Annotated in this window: 11 protein-coding genes and 1 riboswitch; of the genes, 5 read left to right on the top strand and 6 right to left on the bottom strand. The window is 69.2% G+C overall.

What is annotated here, in order from left to right; all coding sequences use genetic code 11:
• Positions 1 to 12: 12 nt before the first annotated feature.
• A complete protein-coding gene (locus ACIA5C_RS23075; RefSeq protein WP_396057783.1) occupies positions 13 to 1,365 on the top strand; it encodes an MFS transporter in 1,353 nt (450 codons plus the stop codon).
• On the opposite strand, the gene ACIA5C_RS23070 is transcribed toward ACIA5C_RS23075, so the two are convergent.
• The 4 genes from ACIA5C_RS23070 to ACIA5C_RS23055 form a co-directional block, all read right to left on the bottom strand.
• On the bottom strand, positions 1,358 to 3,169 hold the full coding sequence (locus tag ACIA5C_RS23070; protein WP_396057781.1) for a glycoside hydrolase family 15 protein: 1,812 nt from the start codon (positions 3,167 to 3,169) through the stop codon (positions 1,358 to 1,360). The genes ACIA5C_RS23075 and ACIA5C_RS23070 overlap by 8 nt on opposite strands.
• Before the next feature lie 44 nt (positions 3,170 to 3,213).
• Positions 3,214 to 5,202, bottom strand: a complete 1,989-nt coding sequence (locus ACIA5C_RS23065) for a hypothetical protein (RefSeq protein WP_396057779.1) — start codon at positions 5,200 to 5,202, stop codon at positions 3,214 to 3,216.
• Between the two features lie 127 nt (positions 5,203 to 5,329).
• Positions 5,330 to 6,976: a sulfatase-like hydrolase/transferase gene (locus ACIA5C_RS23060; RefSeq protein ID WP_396057777.1), complete on the bottom strand. Its 1,647-nt coding sequence runs from the start codon at positions 6,974 to 6,976 to the stop codon at positions 5,330 to 5,332.
• Between the two features lie 146 nt (positions 6,977 to 7,122).
• Positions 7,123 to 9,354, bottom strand: coding sequence for a putative bifunctional diguanylate cyclase/phosphodiesterase (locus tag ACIA5C_RS23055; RefSeq protein WP_396057775.1), 2,232 nt, complete (start codon positions 9,352 to 9,354; stop codon positions 7,123 to 7,125).
• 98 nt (positions 9,355 to 9,452) lie between these two features.
• Here ACIA5C_RS23055 and ACIA5C_RS23050 point away from each other — a divergent pair, with 98 nt between their 5' ends.
• From ACIA5C_RS23050 to ACIA5C_RS23040, 3 genes are read left to right on the top strand one after another with little or no spacing between them, the layout of a single operon-like run.
• Positions 9,453 to 10,076 carry a TetR/AcrR family transcriptional regulator gene (locus tag ACIA5C_RS23050; RefSeq protein WP_396057773.1) on the top strand — a complete coding sequence of 208 codons (624 nt, stop codon included), beginning with the start codon at positions 9,453 to 9,455 and terminating at the stop codon, positions 10,074 to 10,076.
• Positions 10,070 to 11,806, top strand: a complete 1,737-nt coding sequence (locus ACIA5C_RS23045) for an ABC transporter ATP-binding protein (RefSeq protein ID WP_396057771.1) — start codon at positions 10,070 to 10,072, stop codon at positions 11,804 to 11,806. The genes ACIA5C_RS23050 and ACIA5C_RS23045 overlap by 7 nt, the downstream gene beginning before the upstream one ends.
• Positions 11,807 to 11,847: 41 nt before the next feature.
• A complete protein-coding gene (locus ACIA5C_RS23040) occupies positions 11,848 to 13,749 on the top strand; it encodes an ABC transporter ATP-binding protein (protein WP_396058760.1) in 1,902 nt (633 codons plus the stop codon).
• 62 nt (positions 13,750 to 13,811) lie between these two features.
• On the opposite strand, the gene ACIA5C_RS23035 is transcribed toward ACIA5C_RS23040, so the two are convergent.
• Positions 13,812 to 17,090: a Calx-beta domain-containing protein gene (locus tag ACIA5C_RS23035; RefSeq protein WP_396057769.1), complete on the bottom strand. Its 3,279-nt coding sequence runs from the start codon at positions 17,088 to 17,090 to the stop codon at positions 13,812 to 13,814.
• A 141-nt stretch (positions 17,091 to 17,231) separates the two neighbouring features.
• Positions 17,232 to 17,311: riboswitch (cyclic di-GMP riboswitch) on the bottom strand.
• A 519-nt stretch (positions 17,312 to 17,830) separates the two neighbouring features.
• On the opposite strand from ACIA5C_RS23035, the gene phoA reads away from it, so the two are divergent.
• The gene (phoA, locus tag ACIA5C_RS23030) at positions 17,831 to 19,174 is read left to right on the top strand and encodes an alkaline phosphatase (RefSeq protein ID WP_396057767.1); all 1,344 of its coding nucleotides are present in this window, start codon (positions 17,831 to 17,833) and stop codon (positions 19,172 to 19,174) included.
• A gap of 41 nt (positions 19,175 to 19,215) precedes the next feature.
• Here the strand turns inward: phoA and ACIA5C_RS23025 are convergent, their stop codons facing one another.
• Positions 19,216 to 20,121 carry an FAD:protein FMN transferase gene (locus ACIA5C_RS23025; protein ID WP_396057765.1) on the bottom strand — a complete coding sequence of 302 codons (906 nt, stop codon included), beginning with the start codon at positions 20,119 to 20,121 and terminating at the stop codon, positions 19,216 to 19,218.
• Positions 20,122 to 20,233 lie beyond the last annotated feature (112 nt).

Here is a 20,233-nt window from a genome sequence, read left to right as displayed (position 1 = left end):
GCAACCGTTGTCGTGACCCTCGCGGTGTTCATGACCAACCTCGACCTGTGGATCGTCAACGTCGCCCTGCCGGCGCTCGGACGCGACTTCCACGCCACGCTCGGCGATCTCAGCTGGGTGCTCAACGCGTACGCGATAACGCTGGCCGCCCTCCTGGTCGTCGCCGGACGTCTCGGAGATCGGATCGGGCAACGCCCGATCTTCCTGGCCGGCGTGGCCGTCTTCACCGTGGCCTCGCTGGGCTGCGCGCTGGCCCCCAACCTGGGCCTGCTCGTCGTGGCCCGGGTCGTGCAGGCGATCGGCGCCGCCGCCCAGCTGCCGACCTCACTGGCGCTGCTGCTCGCCGCGGTCCCTTTTGAGCGCCGAACCACCGCCACCCGGTCCTGGGCCGCCGTCGGCGGCCTGGCCGCAGCTTCCGGCCCGGTGCTCGGCGGTCTCCTGGTGCAGGCCGACTGGCGCTGGGTCTTCGTGGTCAACCTGCCGATCGGCGTGTTCGCGCTGATCGCCGGCCTGGTGTCGCTGCCGCACCCGGCGGCCCGCGAGTCCGGCCGCCTGCCCGACGCGTTCGGCGCCGTCCTGGTCACCGCCGCGGTGGCCGCGCTGTCCGGGGCGCTGGTCGAGGCGCCGGACTGGGGCTGGCTCTCCCCCCGCACGCTGGCCCTCGCCGCGCTGGCGGTGCTGGCCGGCGCCTGGTTCTTCAGGCGCTCGCTGCGCCACCCGCGACCGCTGCTCGAACTGCACCTGCTGCGGCTCCCCCGCTTCGGCCTCGCCGGCCTGGGCACGATCACGTTCAACGTGGCGTTCGCGATCATGCTGCTTTCGAACGTCCTCTGGTGCCAGGAGGTGTGGCACTGGAGTGCGCTTCTTACCGGCATCGCCCTGGTCCCCGGCCCGGCCCTGGTGCCGATCGTGACCGTGCTGACCACGAAGGCCGTTCACCGCTTCGGCCACGGCCGCCTCGTCACCGTCGGCGGCCTGCTGTTCGCGGCCGGCATGCTGTGGCGGGTCGTCTTCATCTCCGTACGCCCCGACTACCTCCGCGACCTGCTGCCCAGCATGCTGCTCAGCGGCGTCGGCGTCGGCCTCGCGATGGGCACGCTGATCGCGGCCGGCGTGCAGTCACTGCCCGGCCCCCGCGCGGCCACCGGCTCGGCCCTGGTCAACTCGGCCCGCCAGATCTCGGCCTCGATCGGCGTGGCCCTGCTGGTCACGATCGTCGGCGGCAACGTCGGTGTTTCGTCACGCGACGACTTCCGCTGGGTGTGGTCGGTGGCCGCGGTCCTGACCCTCGCCACCGCAGCCGTCGGTCTGCTGCTGTCGCGGACGCCGCGCGCGACCCCGGTGCCCGAACCGGCCCTCACCTGAGGTTCTCGGCCGCCCGCGTCTCGGTCGCCGCGCGGGCGGTGCTCAACGTGCGGGCGGTATCGATCAGCGGGACGTGGCTGAACGCCTGCGGGAAGTTGCCGACCAGCCGACCGGCCTCGGTGTCGTACTCCTCGGCGAGCAACCCGACGTCGTTGCGCAGGGCCAGCAGCCGGGCGAACGTGTCCCGCGCCTCGTCGTGGCGTCCCATCAGCGCGTAGTTGTCGGCCAGCCAGAACGTGCAGGCCAGGAACGCGCCCTCGCCCGGCGGCAGGCCGTCGACGTCGGTCTCGGGGTGCTGGGTGTAACGCTGCACGAAACCGTCACGCATCAGGTGCTTCTCGATCGCGGCGACCGTGCCACGCACCCGCTCGTCGCCGGCCGGGAGGAAGCCGACGAGCGGCACCATGAGCAGCGCGGCGTCCAGCTCGTCCGAGCCGTAGAACTGGGTGAAGGTCTTGCGGCCCGGGTCGTAGCCCTTCTCGAGGATCTCGGCCCGGATCTCGTCGCGCAGCCGGGTCCAGCGGTCGACCGGGCCGTCGAGCCCGAACTCCTCCACCGCCTTGACCGCCCGGTCGGCCGCCACCCAGGCCATCAGCTTGGAGTGCACGAACTGCTTCGGCCCGCCGCGGACCTCCCAGATGCCCTCGTCCGGGTCCTGCCAGTGTTCCCCGACGAACTCCATCAGCTTGCACTGCAGGCCCCACGCCGGGTCTTCCGCCTTGAGCCCGGCCCGGCGTCCCTGGTGGAGTGCGTCCATCACCTCGCCGTAGACGTCAAGCTGGAACTGCTCGGCGGCCGCGTTGCCGATCCGCACCGGGTTGCCGTCGTAGCCGGACAACCAGGTCGCCTGGTATTCGTCGAGGCGGCGTTCGCCGGCCACGCCGTACATGATCTGCAGTTCCGCCGGATTTCCGGCGATCGCCCGGAGCAGCCACTTGCGCCAGGCGATGGCCTCGCTCTGGAAGCCGGAGTACAGCAACGACTGCAGCGTGATGGTCGCGTCGCGCAGCCAGCAGAACCGGTAGTCCCAGTTGCGGACGCCGCCGAGCTTCTCGGGCAGGCTGGTCGTCGCGGCGGCGACGATGCCGCCGGTCGGGGCGTACGTCAATGCCTTGAGCGTGAGCAGCGAGCGCACCACCGCGTCGCGCCACTCGCCCTCGTAGGTGCACGCCGACACCCAGCCCCGCCAGTAGCCCTCGGTCACCCCCAGCTCGTGCGCCGGGTCGAGCGGTTCGGGCGGCGGCAGGTGCGACGGACGCCAGGTGAGCACGAACGGCACGCTCTCGCCGGCCCGTACGGTGAAGTCGGCCCGGGTCGCCAGGTTTTCCCCGCGGGTCTCCACCGGCGTACGCAGCCAGGCCGCGTCCGGCCCGGCCACCGCGACCAGAGCGCCCTGCTCCCGATAGACCCACGGCACGACCTGCCCGTAGTCGAAACGCAGGCGCAGCACCATGCTGAGATCGACCCGGCCGCGCACCCCGGTCACGATCCGGACGATCGACGGGGCCTCGGCGCCTTTCCCACTACGCGGCGGCATGAAGTCGGTCAGGCGCACCACGCCGTCCGCGGTCTCGAACTCGGTCTCCAGCACCAGCGTGTCGTCGCGGTAGCGCCGCTTGACCGTGGCCGCACCGACCGGCCCGATCGTCCAGTGGCCGTTCTCCTCGTTTCCGAGCAGCGAAGCGAGGATCGCCCCGGAGTCGAACCGCGGCACACACAGCCAGTCGATCGACCCGTCCCGCCCGACCAGGGCCGCGGTCTGCGTGTCGGCGATGATCGCGTAATCCTCGATGCGGAGCGCCATGCGCATGTCCGTACCCAGAAACAGCGCCGCTAGTGCCCCCGGCCCTACCGGCGGGAGATCCGGTCGCGCAGAAGTCCGTGGCGGAACTGGTAGACCCCGCCGGCCCGGCGCAGGATGCCACGTTCGCACGCCTGCTGAAGGGCGCGGGCCTGCCGCAGCGGCGTGCGGTGGAATACCGCGACCACGACCTGAGCCAGATGCAACTGCCCCCACGCGCTCAGCAGCACGGCGGCGGCCGCGGCGAGCAGGCCCGCGATCCACGGAAGAGGAGTGACCGGCCAGGCGGCACCGGAGAACAGGAGGAAGGTGGCCGAGCCGATGACGGCACCGGAGACCAGGGCCGCCGTACGGTCGACCCGCAACAGGAAGGTCGGACCGGCCGCGATCGGCGCTGCCACGGCACCGCTGCCGAGAGCGACCACCGTGCCGGCCGACAGGCCCAGAACGCCGCCGACGCCCGGACTGCCGATCAGCGCCGCGATGACGAACGGCGGCAGGCCGATGGCCAGAAACATCGTCTGCAGACCGCGGAGGGTGAGTTGCCGTGGATGCTGGCGATCCGTGAAGAGCAGCCGCCCGAAGGCGGTCAGGAGGCCGATCCACACCCCGCCGAACAGCGAGGTCTGCCCGGCGCCCGCCGAGTTGGCGTCCAGACCGAACACTTCGGGCCGCGAGAATACGGCGACGATGGTCACGAGAGCGACCAGGACGGCGAACGCGACCGACAGGAACTGGGCCACCGGGGCGGGGTTCAGCTCGCTGATCTGCCACCACGCGAAGTCGTACACCCGATGGCGGCGCATGTGCCGGGCGATCAGCGAAAGCCACTGTTCGACGTCCTCGGCCACGGCCGACGGATACCGGTTCCAGGCGGCCGGGATCAGATGATCGAGCAGGTGCTCCTCGATGCCCTGGCGGCTGGTCGACCACTCGGCGGTCAAGAGCTCCCCGGGGTCGCGGGCCGCGTCCTGATAGACCATCCGGGCCAGCCAGATCATCAGCGGCGTGCCGAGCGCCTCGGTCAGCGGCGTGACGCCGCCGCGGTTGAGGTGGGCGACGATCGGTGACCAGCGGTCGTCGCTCATCGCCGCGCTGTCGACGAGGTGCTGCGCGGCCTCGGCGGCCGGAATCGACTGGAGCTCCACCACCACCGCGGCCGGTACCGGTCCGCAGACCGCGACGGCCGCCTCGTACGGCCGGGTGCGGCACGTGACGACGAACTCGCGACCGGCGGCCGCGGCGGCCGAGATGCCGATGAGGGCCGCCCGTTGCACCTGCTCGTCGAGTTCGTCGAGTCCGTCGAGCACCGGCAGGACCAGTCCGTCGGCGACCAGGTCGCGGGCCAGGCTGCGACGGTTGGCATCGCCGCGGCTCAGCCGCCGGTCGAGCCGCCGGTCGAGAGCGACCAACTGGTCGGCGATCCAGTCGTCGAGGGGTTGCGCCGGGTTCCAGCCGGCCGCGCTCAGCAGCACGGCGGCCGGGCCACCGGGCGGACGCCGTTCGAGCAGTTGGAGCGTCAGGTGGATGGCGAGCATCGACTTGCCCGCCCCCGGTTCGCCGAGAACGATCAGCCGCTTCGGGACGTCGGCGCGGTCGAAAACGCCAGCGATCCCGGCGTAGTCACCGTCGACGTCAACCGGGCCGGCGCCACTCGAGCGGCGAACCGACGCCCAGCTCGCCATCACCGCCTGCGCGCGAGTGGTCGACACCCATCGCACATTCAGCGGCCAGGGGTCGCGCACCCGGCGGGCGGCCTGCTCGGCGGTCCACTGCTCCCTCTGCATGGCGGCCAGACACGACAACGACGCCTCGCGACGGTCGGCCGCGGTGGGGCTGCCCAGACGCCAGAGCCAGGTGAGAGCGCCCGCGGTCACGGCGACAGCGCCGATCGAGCCGAAGAGGACACTCGACCACTTGTCGGCCCGGTCCAGGCCCTGGTGCTGAAGGAACCAGATCAGAAGCAGCGCGACGAGCACGGTCGCCGCTGACACGATCAGGAACCAGGCGCGCGGGCGGAACCACCATTTCGGCACCGCAACAGGATGTCCAAGCAACGGCCGGATCGATACCACCCGGACGGGCGATAAATCGATCAAGATCAAACTCTTGAGGAGGACCGGCCGCGTCGGCCCTGGCGGAGCCGGCGCGGCCGGACGTTCTCTATTTTGCCGCCTCGTCGGAGCTGAAAGCGGTCAGGAAACGGTCACGGAACTGGCTCATCTGCCAGACCGGCGCGTTCGGGGCCGGGGTCAGGCCGTCGGTCCAGCCCCAGCTCGCGATCTTGGCGAAGACCGATTTGTCCTTCGCGACGATCGTGATCGGGACGTCGTGGCTGGCGTTCTGGCCGACCACGACCGACGCCGGCTGGTGGTCGCCGAGGAAGACCATGACCAGGTTGTCGTCGCCGTAGTTCTGGATGAACGAGACCAGGGTGTCGACGGAGTACGCGATCGACTTCGCGTACGCCTCCTTGATGTCGTGATTGTGCTGCCACAGCTTGCCCGGCCCCTCGGCCGCGGCGACCATCGGGCCGTAGACCGAGCCGTCGCCGATCTGGTTCCAGTCGAGGGTCTCGGGCAGCGGCGCCCACGGGGTGTGGCTCGAGGTCAGGGTGATCTCGGCCAGCAGCGGGCCCTGGCGCTTGGCGTACTCGAGGTTCTCGAACTGCTTCAGGACGAACTGGTCGGGCATCGTCGACCAGCTCAGCGACGGGCCGTGGTAGCCGAGCGTGTGCGAGTCCCACACCTGGTCGTACCCGTAGAAGTTGCCCTCCGGCCAGGCGTACGTGACACCGGGCTCGACGCCGACCGTGCGGTAGCCGGCCTTCTTGAAGGCCCGCGTCAGCGTGAACCGGTCGCCGCCGACCAGGTTCTGGTAGCGCTGCTGGTTGTCGATCCAGAGGCCGGAGAGGAACGTCGAGTGCGCGAGCCAGCTGCCGCCGCCCGCCGTCGACGACGTGAGGAAGCCGCTCTTGGCCGCGAAGCCCTTCTCCGCCAGTTTGCCCTGGTCGCCCTTGAGCTGGCCGAGCACCTGGGTGTTGAACTCGGGGTTCTCCAGCGCGTCCCGGCCGTAGCTCTCGACGAAGCCGATCACCACGTCCTTGCCCTTGAGCCCGGTCAGCAGCTGTTCGGGCGGGGTGTTGCGGAACGCGTCGACCTGCACCTCGCGTTCGAACGCCTTCTGGTCCTTGATGTCCTCGGGCACCTTGAGCGCGGTGTCCCGGGCCAGGGCGGCCGCGCTGGACGCGGCCACCGGCACGCCGCCGACGATCTGCACGCCGAAGACCAGGCAGACCACCCATGCCGCGGCGAACGCGAGAGCGGCGTGCGCGCTGACACCGCGGTGGGCGGCGAGCAGCCGGCTGAGCCGCATGACGGCGAGCGTCATGAAGGTCATGATGGCGGCGATCAGGACGATCACGCCGATCGCGACCAGCAGCGCGCCTGTTTTGCCCATCGAGTCCTGCAGGAAGCTGTAGCCGTCGCCGATCAGCGGCCAGTCGAGCACCGGGTCGAACTCGCGCGCCAGCACGGCGAAGAAGCCCAGGTCGACAATCTTGATTACGGTCAGTAGGCCCAGAACGAAGCCCAGGACGCCGGCCACGATCTGGCGGGGTCGGCGGGGCAGAACGATCAGGATCGCGAGCGCGACGATCCCCTCGATCGGGATCCGGATCAGGGCGTTGACCACGGGGTTTCCGGGCGGGAGCCGGGTGATCTGGTCAGGCACGATGAGCGCCGAGAGGACCAGCACCGCGGCGAGCGTAGTGAGAACCGCGCCACCGACACGGCGCGGATTCGTGATCATTGACAACTCGGGTTCCTTTACCACCGCTGCGTACCTGCCTTTGGGTACACGGCGGGAGACCGGGTTTGGTTCAACCCTGGGTAACGACCACCACGACCTTACCGGCGACGGCGCGGGCGAGTCGCTCGGCCCGGGCGGTGGCCGGCTTACATCGAGACCTTCGCCGCCGGGTCGTCGAGCAGAAGGTAGATGTCTTCGGGCGAGCTCGGGCGGCCGAAGAGGTAGCCCTGGCCATGGTCGATGCCGATGCGGCGGAGCATGGCCCACTGGCCGTCGGTCTCGATGCCCTCGGCCACGGTCTGCATCTTCAGCGCCTGGCCGAGGCCGACCACGGCGTCGACCAGGGCCACGTCGTCGGCGTCGGTGTCGACCTGGTCCACGAACGTCTTGTCGATCTTGATGATGTCGACCGGGAGCTGCTTGAGGTAGCTCAGCGACGAATAGCCGGTGCCGAAGTCGTCGATCGCCAGCCGTACGCCGAGGCGACGCAGCGAGTGCAGGGTCTCCTTGGCGCTCTCGATGTCGGCCATCAGCATCGACTCGGTGATCTCCAGGGTCAGCGAGGCGGAGTCGATGCCGGCGTCGGCGATCGCCGCGCGTACGTCGTCGACCAGGCCCGCGTACTGGAACTGGCGGGCCGAGAGGTTGACGTTCATCCGCAGGTCGGCGGCGGCCTCCGGCGACTCGGTACGCCAGTACGCCAGCTGCTGGGTGGCCTGCCGCAGCACCCACCGGCCGAGCGGCACGATCAGCCCGTTCGCCTCGGCGTGGGCGATGAAGTGGTACGGCCCCAGCAGCCCGTCGCGGGGGTGCTGCCAGCGCACGAGCGCCTCGACGCCGGTCAGCCGCTGGGTGTGCATGTCGACCACCGGCTGGTAGAGCACCAGGAACTCGTCGTGCTCCAGCGCGTGCTCGAGGTCGGCCCGCTGCTGCGCCTCCTCGAGCACCGACATGGTCATGGTCGGCTCGAAGATCCGGTACGCGTTCCGGCCGGCCCGCTTCGCGGCGTACATGGCCAGGTCGGCGTTGCCCAGCAGCTGCTCGTCCGTGACGCCGTCGCCGCCGGTCACGCTGGCGATGCCGATGCTGAGCGTGCATATCACGTCGCGGCTGGCGAGGCGGATCGGTTCGCGTACGACCGTGAGCAGCCGCGCGGCAAGCGCGGCGGCATCGGACGGCGCGAGGTCTTCCATGAGGATGGCGAATTCGTCGCCGCCCAGCCGGGCCAGCATGTCGCCCGGGCGCACCTGGGCCCGCAGCCGCTCGGCGATGGTGGCGAGCAATTCGTCGCCCGCGCTGTGCCCGAGATTGTCGTTGACCAGCTTGAAGTCGTCGAGGTCGAGCAGGAGCAGCGTGACCGGGCGGCCTTCGACGCCGGTTACCGCCTGCTCGAGCTTCTCGCGGAACAGTGAACGGTTGGGCATGCCGGTCAGCGGGTCGGTGAAGGCCTGGCGCTGGAGTTCGGCCTCGAGCGCCCGGCGGGCGCCGATGTCCCGCAGGCTGATCACGACCGCCGGCATTTCCGGGTCGCCCTTGAGGGTCCGGCCGATCACGTCGACGTAGACCCATTCGCCGTCGGCGCCGCGCAGCCGCGTCTCGGTGCGCCGGGTCGTCGCGTCCGGGAGATCCCAGATCCCGTACATCCAGGCCCGCAGCTCGTCGAGCTGCTCCGGATCGGCGTATTCGCCGATCCGGGTGCCGAGCAGCTGTTCGCCGGGGTAGCCGAGCAACTGCTGGACCGAGGAGCTGACGAACCGGATGTAGCCACCCTCGCCGATCGCCAGCACCGCGTCGGCCGAGGCCTCGAGCAGCGTGACGGTGCGCTGCTCGGCGGTGGTCCGGCGGCGGTCCAGCCGGCGGCGGCTCTGCGCGTTGACCGCGGTCAGGCCGACCACGCAGATCATCATGGCGACCAGCACGACCGTGGTGACCACGTCGGTCGCCGCCTGCGCCGGCAGGAGCACGCAGTAGCCGAGCACCGACGCCGCACCGAGCACGACAACGACCGCGGGTGACCAGAGGGCGGCCGCGGTGAGCAGCAGCAGGACGGCCCCGGGGAGATAGAGCATCAGGCCGCGGCGGTCGTTCAGCCCGAACAGCAGGAGAACCGGCAGCTCACCGAACCACCAGAGCAAAAGCCAGTTGCGAACATTTTTGTGTTGCACCAGTCTGGCCCAGGGCAACCGCAGCGCGGCCGCCTGGAGCAGCACGACCGCCACCACCGGCACCAGCCAGAAGTGCCGGCTGGGTGGCCAGTTCAGCGCGATCCGCACGCCACCGATCGAGGTCACGAAGACCGCGACCCAGGTGCCGATGCGGAGCTGACGGGCCCAATAGTCGGCGGTGTGGGCGTCCATCTCGGTCTGCTGCTCCTGCACGGGCTGCCAGATCGGCGCAACCGATTGGCACCTGAGGCAAACATCCGTGACAAATGTCAGTGGCTGAGTGAGTGCTCACTCAGTTAGAGTTCCGGATCGTGGAGAACAGGCGCAGACGGGTACCCGCGATGGCCCCCGACGACCGCCGGGCCGCGCTGATCCAAGCGACCATCCCGCTGCTGCACGAACACGGTCTCGACGTCAGCACGCGGCAGATCGCCGAGGCGGCCGGGGTCGCCGAGGGCACGATCTTCGGTGTCTTCGAAAACAAGAACAAGCTGGTCACGGTGTCGGTGCTGCAGGCGCTCGACCCCCAGCCGACGATCGACGCGTTCGCCGCGATCGACCGGGGGCTGTCCCTGCGCGAGCGGCTGACCATCGCCGCCGACCTGCTGATGCAGCGCTTCGTCGAGCACGCCCAGCTCATGGGCGCGATGCGAAAGCTGATCATGACAGGGGGCAAGGAGGAGCACTTCCGCAAGTTCGGGCACGACCGCGAACGGATGCAGGCCGCACTGGCCGCGCTGATCGAACCGGACGCGGCGATCCTGCGCCGCTCCCCCGGCTCGACCGCCCGGCTGCTCCTGCTCTATTGCGGCGCCCGCACGTTCGGCCCGTTCGGCGACCCGGACCCCTTTGACTCGCAGGAGGCGGTCTCGCTGCTGCTGGACGGATTACTCATCAGGCAAGACGACAATCGGGGGGCTCAGTCGACGTGTTGATTCGACTGCTACGCACACACCTCCGGCCCTATCGCACCACGATCGGGCTGGTCGTGCTCTTTCAGTTCCTGCAGACACTGGCCACGCTCTATCTGCCGACGCTCAACGCCGACATCATCGACAACGGCGTGGTCAAGGGCGACACGGGCTACGTTGTCCGGATCGGCGCCGGGATGCTCGGCATCACGGTGCTGCAGATCGCGACCCAGATCGTCGCGGTGTACTTCGGCGCCCGCACGGCCATGGCGGTCGGCCGCGACGTACGGGCCTCGATCTTCCGCGCGGTGCAGGGCTTCTCGGCCCGCGAGGTCGGCCAGTTCGGCGCCCCGACGCTGATCACCCGCGTGACCAACGACGTCCAGCAGGTCCAGATGCTGGTGCTGCTCACGTTCACGTTGATGGTCTCGGCACCGATCATGTGCATCGGCGGTGTGGTGCTCGCCCTCCACCAGGACGTGCCGCTCTCGGCCATGCTGCTGGTCATCGTGCCGGTCCTGATCGGCGTGGTCAGCCTCATCGTGAGCCGGATGCGCCCGCTGTTCCGCTCCATGCAGAAGCGCATCGACCGGGTCAACCGGGTCATGCGCGAGCAGATCACCGGCATCCGGGTCATCCGCGCCTTCGTCCGCGACGAGCGCGAGCAGATCCGGTACGGCGAATCCAACGACGAGCTGACCGACGTGTCGAAGAAGGCCGGCAAGCTGATGGCCCTGATGTTCCCCAGCGTGATGCTGATCGTGAACATCTCCAGCATCGCCGTGCTGTGGTTCGGCGGCCACCGCATCGACGCCGGGCACATGCAGGTCGGCGCGCTCACCGCGTTCCTCAGCTACCTCATGCAGATCCTGATGTCGATCATGATGGCGACCTTCATGTTCGTCATGATCCCCCGGGCCGAGGTCAGCTCCGAGCGCATCCAGGAGGTGATCGGCACCGAGCCGAGCGTCAAGCCCGCGGCCAACCCGGTCACCACGCTCAGCCGCTACGGCTACCTGGAACTGCGCGGCGTCGACTTCCACTACCCCGGCGCCGAGGCGCCGGTGCTCCACGACATCAACCTCACGGCCCGGCCGCGCGAGGTCACCGCGATCATCGGAAGTACCGGCAGCGGCAAGACCACCCTGCTGAACCTGATCCCCCGGCTGTTCGACGCGACCGGCGGCCAGGTGCTGGTCGACGGGGTCGACGTGAAGGAACTCGACCAGGCCGAGCTGTCCCGCGTCGTCGGCTTCGTGCCCCAGCGGCCCTACCTGTTCACCGGCACGATCGCCACCAACCTCCGGTACGGCAACCCGGACGCGACCGACGAGGACCTCTGGCGCGCGCTCGAGGTCGCACAGGCCCGCGACTTCGTCGAACGGATGGACGGCGGCCTCGATGCGCCGGTCGCCCAGGGCGGCACCAACGTCTCCGGCGGTCAGCGGCAGCGGCTGGCGATCGCCCGGGCGCTCGTGCACAAGCCCGAGATCTACCTGTTCGACGACTCGTTCTCGGCCCTCGACTACGCGACCGACGCGGCGCTGCGGGGAGCCCTGACGGCGTACATCGCCGACGCCACGGTCGTGATCGTGGCCCAGCGGGTCAGCACCATCCGCGACGCCGACCGGATCATCGTGCTCGACGACGGCCGGGTGGCCGGCACCGGCACCCACGCCGAGCTGATGGACACCAACGCCACCTACCGCGAGATCGTCCTCTCGCAGCTGACCGAGCAGGAGGCCGCCGCGTGACCGCCCCGAACCGGCCCGGCGGAGGGCCACCGGCCGTCCGCATGATGATGGGCGCCCGACCGACCGAAAAACTGCAGGACTTCAAGGGCTCCACCAAGCGGCTGCTCAAACTGCTCAAACCCCAGTGGCCGCTGGTCTCGGTCGCCGTGCTGTTCGGCATCGGCAGCGTCGGACTGGCTGTGACCGGGCCCAAACTGCTCGGCAAGGCCACCGACATCATCTTCGCCGGCTGGATCGGCAAGCTGACCGCGAGCGCCCCCAACAAGGCCGCAGCGGTGAGCGCGCTGCGCGCCTCCGGCCACGGCAACCAGGCCTCCCTGCTCAACTCGATCGACTTCACGCCCGGCCAGGGCATCGACTTCGACCGGCTGGGCCACCTGCTCGCCTGGGTCGCCCTGGTCTACGTCTTCGCGTGGGTCTTCGGCGTCTTCCAGGGCCGGCTGATCGCCACCGTCGTGCAGAACACGGTCTCCCAGCTGCGCGGCAGCGTCGAGTCCAAACTGTCCCGGCTCCCGCTGTCCTACTTCGACCAGCAGGCCCGCGGCGAGGTGCTCAGCCGCGCGACCAACGACACCGACAACATCGCGCAGACCCTCCAGCAGACGTTCGCCCAGCTGCTGACCGCGCTCCTGACGATCATCGGCGTGCTGGTGTTCATGTTCTGGATCTCCTGGCTGCTCGCCCTGATCGCGCTGGTCACGGTACCGATCTCGGTCCTCGTCACAACCCAGGTCGGCAAGCGGGCCCAGCCCAACTTCGTCGCCCAGTGGGCCACCACCGGCAAGCTCAACGGGCACATCGAGGAGATGTTCACCGGGCACTCGCTGGTCCGCGTCTTCGGGCGGCAGGAGGAGGCGGTGCAGACCTTCGATGAGCACAACGAGAAGCTGTACGCGTCGGCGTTCCGGGCCCAGTTCATCTCCGGCATGATCCAGCCCGCCATGATGTTCATCGGCAACCTCAACTACGTGCTCGTTGCGGTCGTCGGCGGCCTGCGGGTGGCCTCGGGCGCGCTGACGCTGGGCGACGTGCAGGCGTTCATCCAGTACTCGCGCCAGTTCAGCCAGCCACTCACCCAGGTGGCGTCGATGGCCAACCTGATCCAGTCCGGTGTCGCCTCGGCCGAGCGGGTCTTCCAACTGCTCGACGCGCCCGAACAGAGCCCCGACCCGGCGCCGGTCAACCTTCACCGGGTCGAAGGGCGGATCGCGTTCGAGGACGTGTCGTTCCGCTACCTGCCCGACAAGCCGCTGATCGACGGGCTGTCGCTCAGCGTCGAACCGGGCCAGACGGTCGCGATCGTCGGCCCGACCGGCGCCGGCAAGACGACGCTGGTCAACCTGCTGATGCGGTTCTACGACGTGTCATCGGGGCGGATCACGCTCGACGGGATGGACATCGCCACGATGCCCCGCGAAGAACTGCGGGAACACATGGGGATGGTGCTGCAGGACACCTGGCTGTTCGGCGGGACGATCGCGGAGAACATCGCGTACGGCGCCGACTCGTACGACATCGAGGCAGTGCAGGCGGCGGCCGAGGCGGCCCACGTCGACGCGTTCTGCAAGACGCTGCCCGAGGGCTACGACACGGTCATCGACGAGGAGGGCTCGAACGTCTCGGCCGGCCAGAAACAGCTGATCACCATCGCCCGGGCGTTCCTCGCCGAACCGAGCATCCTCATCCTCGACGAGGCGACCAGCTCGGTCGACACCCGCACCGAGGTGCTGATCCAGCGGGCGATGACCACGCTCCGCAGCGGCCGCACCTCGTTCGTGATCGCCCACCGGCTGTCCACCATCCGCGACGCCGACGTGATCCTGGTGATGGAGGACGGCAGCATCGTCGAACAGGGCACCCACGACGAGCTCATCACGGCGGACGGCGCGTACGCCCGCCTGTACTCCGCCCAGTTCGCCTCAGCAGTAGCCGAAGTCGACTGAGTTCGGGAAAGGCGGCGGGGCGGCCCGATGGGCCGCCCCGCCTTCGTTCGGTCAGTGAAGAACTACTTGATGGTGACCTTCTTGGCAGCCGAGTAGCCGCCGTTGATGCCCCAGTTCATGTCGCCCTGGACGAAGGCCCGCAGCGTCCAGCTGGACTTGGACTTCTGGGAGACGGTCGCCTTCCAGACGTTGTTCGTCCCGGTCATGCCCTTCCAGGTGTTGACCCACTTGCCACCGGACCACACCTGAACGATGACGACCTGCTTCGGTCCACGCGGGTTGCCCTGGATGGCCACACTCAGCTTGCCCTTCGACGGCGAGCTCGCCACGAAGACCGGAGCCTGGTTGAGGCCGACCTTGACGACGTCAGACATCTCGTCGCCGACCGCAACCTGGAAGCGGTAGCCGGTGCCGACCCAACGCGAGAACTTGTAGTTGCCGTTCTTGTCCGCGGTGGTCGAGTCCAGCTTCACCAGCTTCGGGTTGGCCGGGCTCCAGGCAGCACCCCACAGGTCGACGGTCGCACCGGCGTCCGCCTTACCCGTGACCGGCACGGCCACCGAACCAGTCACCCAGGTGGGAGCCGAGATGGTCAGGCTGCCGTTGCTCGGCGGAGGCGTGGTGCCGCCACCACCGTCGTTGTCCTTGATGATGACCTGGCTGATCGCCTTGCCAAGCGTGGCACCGGTCGGACCGACCGAGCTGACCTTGACGAAGAAGTCCTCGCCGTTCTCCTTGACCATGTCGTCGATGACCGGAATGTTGATCTTCGACTTGAGCGTGCCTGCCGGAATCGACAGGGTGCTCTTGGTCGCCTTGTAATCCTGGCCGGCCTTTGCCGCTCCATCGACGGTCGTGTACTGGACCGTCACGGGCTGCGACGTCGACGTGGCGTCGTTGTCGCTGGTGAAGGTGAGATCGACCGGGATGTCGACACTCTTCTCGCCCTCACCGATCGACACGTCCTCGAGCGACACCATCGGCGGCAGGTCCAGCGGATCGTCCGCGATCTTCACAGTCGCGGTCGACGGCATGAAGCCCATCAGCGGCGACGTGGTTTCGCTCGCCTTGACCCCGAACGTCTCGGTCGCCTCGTCGATCGAGTCCCCGTCGAGCACGAAGGACAGCGGCGTGAAGCCCGTGACCAGCGGATCGGTGAGCGCACCGGTGAATCCGGCCGGGATCTGGGCCACGTCGGTCGCGAGCCCGGTCGGGACATCGAAGTCGGTGCCCGGGGTAGCCGGATTGTCCCCATTACCAGCGACCGTGAAGCCGACGGTGTAGGGGTACTGCGAGGAGCCGGTGACCGTTCCCGTCACCTGGATCGTGCCGCCCTCGGGCCCGCTGTACTGGCCGAAGGTGATGGTGGGCTGAGCGTCGTCGTTCTTGATCGTCACGCGTGCGGTGTCCACCGTGTCCGCGGTGGTGGTGACGCCGCCCGGAGCCCCGAAGAGAACGGTGAACGACTCGTCCCGCTCGTACATCTGGTCACCGTTGATCGGCACGTCGAGGTACCCGACGGTGGCGCCGGCCTTGATTGTTACGTTCCCGAGCGCGGGTGAGCTGTAGTCGTTGCCGTCCACGCCGATGTTGCCCGACTTGGCGCTGCCGTTGATCGGCATCGCCGAGAAGGTGACGTCGGCAGCGGCCGGCCCACTGAGGGAGACCGGCACCCGGGCCATCGTCTGGCCTGAGTCGCCTTCCGTCACGGTCACGTCGCTGGTAGTCCAGGACGGCGCGGTGTCATCGTCGTTGATGGTGAACGGCTGCTCGCCGATGGTCGTCGAGTCGGCGATGCCATTGGCGTCGGTCAGGAGGAGCTTGAACGTCTCGTTCATTTCGTCGATCCGGTCACCGATGATGGTCACCGGAACCGATACCGTCGAGTTCGGCGTTCCCGAGGCCGGGACCGTGATCGTTCCGGACTTGCCGATGTAGTCGGTGCCGTTGGTCGCGGTGCCGTCGACGAAGCTGTAGTTCAGCGTCGTCGGCAGTGTTCCGCTGGTGAGCTTCAGGTAGATCTTCTGCTCGACCGGCCCGTTGTTGCCCTCGGTCCACTCCCGGTAGCCGTTGCTGAAGATTTGGGCCGGCGCGGTGCCGTTCGCAGAGCTGAGCTCCAGAAGCTCGCCCGCTCCGGTGTCGGTGATGACACCGTTCGCAGTCGTCTGCGCGCCCAGCGTCGAATTCGCCGCGTTCGAGATCGTGGCCCGCACGTTCTCCGGGCCTTCGAACGTGTAGTGGCCGACCGTGCCCGGGTTCGTCGTGATCGGCATCATGACGTTGGTAGACGCGGCGTACAGCGGAACGTCCACCGTGTTGTGGCCGCTCGCGTTGTTCCAGAGAACGTCCACCGCGTCGGTCGTGCCGTGGTCGTCGACCGCCGCGACCGTTGCATCACCGGCGCTGCCGGTGGCCACGCCGGCAGCATCGAGATCGACGCTGACGCCCTTCTCGGACGGGTTGCTCAGCTTGAGCGGGAAGGTCAGGCGCCCTCCCTCCTGGGCCGTCGTCGCATCGCCGATGGTGACCGTCGGCTGAGCGTCGTCGTCCTTGATGCCGACCCGCACGGTGTCCTGGACCACGGCACCGCCGAGCGTCGGCCGGGTCGGATCCGTGTCCTGGACGACGTTGAAGTACTGGGTGTCCGCCTCGTCGGAGGTGTCGTCCCAGAGCTGAACCGAGATGGTTCCCGTGGTCTGGTTCGCCGGGATGACGATCGCGGCGTCGGCCGGCAGCGCCGTGTAGTCCCGGTTGGGACCGCCATCGGGGGTCGCCATGTCGGTCTGGTAGTCGGTGCCGTCGGTGATGTCGGCGGTCTTCACCGGAACGACGACGTCGTGCGGCTGCGGATGCGTCGACGTGGCGGTGACGGTCACCACTTTCTGGACGCCGTTGACGGCGGTCTCGGGGACCGTCGTGTTACCGCTCAGAACGACGTCGTTCGCCGGGTCAAGGTTCCAGATCGTTCCGGTCGCCTTGCTGCTGGGAGTCGACCCGATCTGGCCGTCCGGCGTGGCGACGAGGTGGAACGTCTCGCTGGGCAGGTCACTCGCCCCAGCATCCAAGGCGTGCACGGTGACAGTTGCCCTCGCGGGCTGGCTCGCACTCGCCGCCGTGAAGGTGATGTTGGTGCTCGAGGTGTCGAAATACGGCGAGTCCAGAGTCGGATCGGTGTCGTCCACCGAAGCGCTGCCGTCATTGACAATGGCGAAGTCGAAGGTGGTGGTGGCCGCCGTGCCCGTGTAGGTCACGTTGAAGACGAGGTCGCCGCCTTCCCAGTTCGCCGCGTCTGAGATCTTGAGGAAGTCGATCGGCGCGGCCTGCGCCGGCGACGCCACCATGACGACTGGAACGAGGGCAGCGGCCGCGGCAGCTACCGCTGCGAGCGCTGTCCGGGCTTTTGAATGCCCCCACAGCGCTAGCGGCGCCCGCTCCCGCGAGGCCGCTTGGATTGGTCGATAACGCATTCTCTTCCTAACTCCTTCGGCGGCTGGGCTGCCTCCGTTCGGGGAGGCCCCTGGCTTTGCGCCCCCGCCTCGCGACGGGTTCGCCTGTTCGGGTACCGCACCTGAGGGCGGTTGGGGCACCGGCGTGACCTGTGCAGGAACCAGGCATGAAGGTCCGTCCAGAGGCCGCGCCTTCCGTAATCTAACCGTCCTATCCGCCTCTTACCGGCGGATTACGTAATTCGGTCTAAATCAACCTAAGACGCCCACTGAGCAGCAGGGATAGACCCGGTCGACGGCTGTGGACAGCGCCGCGAAACTGTCAGACCAGCCGTTGACTGGGCCCACCCAGTAGAGGGCGGGAAGACGCGGCGAAACAGACGGGTCGGTGCGGTCGGGGCAGCGGCCAGGATATGGGCTGGTCGAGGCGCAGGCGGGCGCGTCAGCGCCGCAATGTCGACGGTCGCTGCTGCTTCGAGGCCCGTCTTCCTACCTGATGTTCATCTCCGGCGCCCTGTCCGGCCCGAGTTTGCCGACCCGTTCCCCGTTGTCCATTTTCAGGTCGCCCTGGGCTGGTCATGTCTGACTCGACAGTCTTCGAGACAACTCGCTTTGAGACAACGGAGTGCCGATCAATGAAAGCCTCACGCGTAGCCCTCGCGGCCGCGGCGATCGCCGTCGTGGCGGTGCCCTCGGTCGCCCTCGCGTCCGACTCCCACCCCGATCGCACCTCGGCCGCGAAGCACGCCGTCCAGGGCGGCAAGGCGCGCAACGTCATCCTGCTGATCGGTGACGGCATGGGCGACAGCGAGATCACGATCGCCCGCAACTACCAGGTCGGCGCGAACGGCCGCCTGGCCATGGACACCCTGCCGCTGACCGGCGCGTACACGACCTACGCGGTGCAGAAGGACAACCCGGCACTGCCCGAGTACGTGACCGACTCGGCCGCCTCGGGCACCGGCTGGTCGACCGGGCACAAGACGTACAACGGGGCGATCTCGGTGCTGCCGGACGGCAGGCCGGTCCCGACCGTCCTCGAGCTGGCGAAGGCCGCCGGCTACCGGACCGGTGACGTGAGCACCGCCGAACTGCAGGACGCCACCCCGGCCGTCCTCGGCGCGCACGTCGTCAGCCGCGACTGCAAGGGCCCCGACGCGATGGCCGCCTGCGCGGTCAACGACAAGCTGAACGGCGGCGCCGGTTCGATCGCCGAGCAGCTGGTGCAGACCCGGCCCGACGTTCTGCTCGGCGGCGGCAAGCAGTACTTCGACCAGACCGTGAAGGCCGGCCGCTACCGGGGCCTGACCGTCGCGCAGCAGGCGCAGGTCAACGGCTACCAGATCGTCACCGACGCGACCGGCCTGGCCGCCGCCCCGGCGAACAAGCCCATCCTCGGTGCCTTCGCCAAGAACAACATGGACCTCGAGTGGGTCGGCCCGACCCCGACCCGCACCGGCACCGCGCCGGCCAAGTGTGCGGTCAACACCGCCCGCACGGCCTCGCAGCCGCACCTGGTCGACATGACGACCAAGGCGCTGGACGTGCTCGACCGGCAGACCCGGGGCGACCGGAAGGGCTTCTTCCTGCAGGTCGAGGGCGCCTCTATCGACAAGCAGGACCACGCGGCCAACCCGTGCGGCCAGATCGGCGAGACGGTCGCCTTCGACGCCGCGGTGAAGAAGGTCCTGTCCTACCAGAAGTCGCACCCGGACACCCTTGTCGTCGTCACCGCCGACCACGGCCACACCAGCCAGATCGTCGAGGCGGCCACGCTCGGCTACACCGCCACGCTGGTCACCCACGACAACGCCAACATGACGGTCTCCTACGCCACGGCCGAGATCACCGGCTCGCAGCAGCACACCGGCACCGAGGTGCGGATTGCCGCCGGCGGCCCGCAGGCGGCCAACGTGCTCGGCGTGACCAACCAGACCGACCTGTTCTACACGATGAAGCGGGCGCTCGGCCTCCGCTAAGGCCCGCGCACGGAGAGGGGCCCGGGCTCGCCGGGCCTCTCTCAGGCGGGCCAGCCACCCAGCCGCAGTACGTCGAGGCTGGGTGTGACCAGGCGGCTGGGCACCGAGCGGAGCAGGTCGTACGCGCCCCGGCCGCGGACGATCGCGGCCGTGGTCAGGGCGTTGGCGCGCAGGCAGGTGGAGGCCGCAACGGACACCGTGCGCCAGATGCGGGCCGCCGGCCGGCCGGTGCGCGGGTCGACGATGTGATGCGGCTCCGGGCCCCACGTGCGTCCGGCCGTGCTCGAGGTCGCCAGCGCCGCGCCCGCGGGCAACCGCACCGTGGCCGACGGGTCGCCCGGGCGGTCCTGCACCAGCACCGGCCATCCCCCGGCCGGCGCCGGGCCCGCGGTGGCGATGTCGCCGCCCAGGGCGACCAGCGCGCCCACGCCGAGGCGCAACGCGATCAGCGAGGCGATCCGGTCGGCGGTCGCGGCCTTCGCGGTCGCGCCGAGATCGAGCAGTACGCCGTCGGGCACGGTCAGTTCCTCGCCGCGCAGCCGCACCGCGCGATGGTCGGGCACCGGGAAGACGCGGACCGGGGGCGCCACGACGCGGCCGGTGATGCGAGCGAAGTCACGGTCGTAACCGGGCCCGCACAGCGCCGTGCCGACGGTCGGGTCGACGTCGCCGCCGGTCTGCTCGGCCACCTCCAGGGCGGCCGCGATCAGATCGGCGAGCAGCGGGCTGACGGTCACCGGGCGGCCGCCGGAGCGGCATGCGAGGGACAGTTCGGAGTCGTCGCGGAACCGGCTGCAGGCAGCGTCGACGGCGTCGAGTTCGGCGCGGGCGATCGCGGCGGCCTCGTCGATCGCCGCTGGATCGGTGACCACGATCCGGGCGACGGTGCCCCAGACCGGCCATTGCGCGGTGTCCTTGCGGACCGGGAGCGTCTCGATCGGCGGCATGTCAGAACCTCCCGGGGTGGCGGCGCCGCTGGGCGCCTCACCCATGAGAGTGCGCGTGCCCCTTGGACCTTCCCTGTGGCCTGCCTACGAGGTTGCTGTGGGCAGAAAATCC

The organism is Actinoplanes sp. NPDC051343, from assembly GCF_044455125.1.
Lineage (GTDB): Bacteria > Actinomycetota > Actinomycetes > Mycobacteriales > Micromonosporaceae > Actinoplanes.
This window is presented reverse-complemented; position numbering and strand designations above follow the sequence as displayed.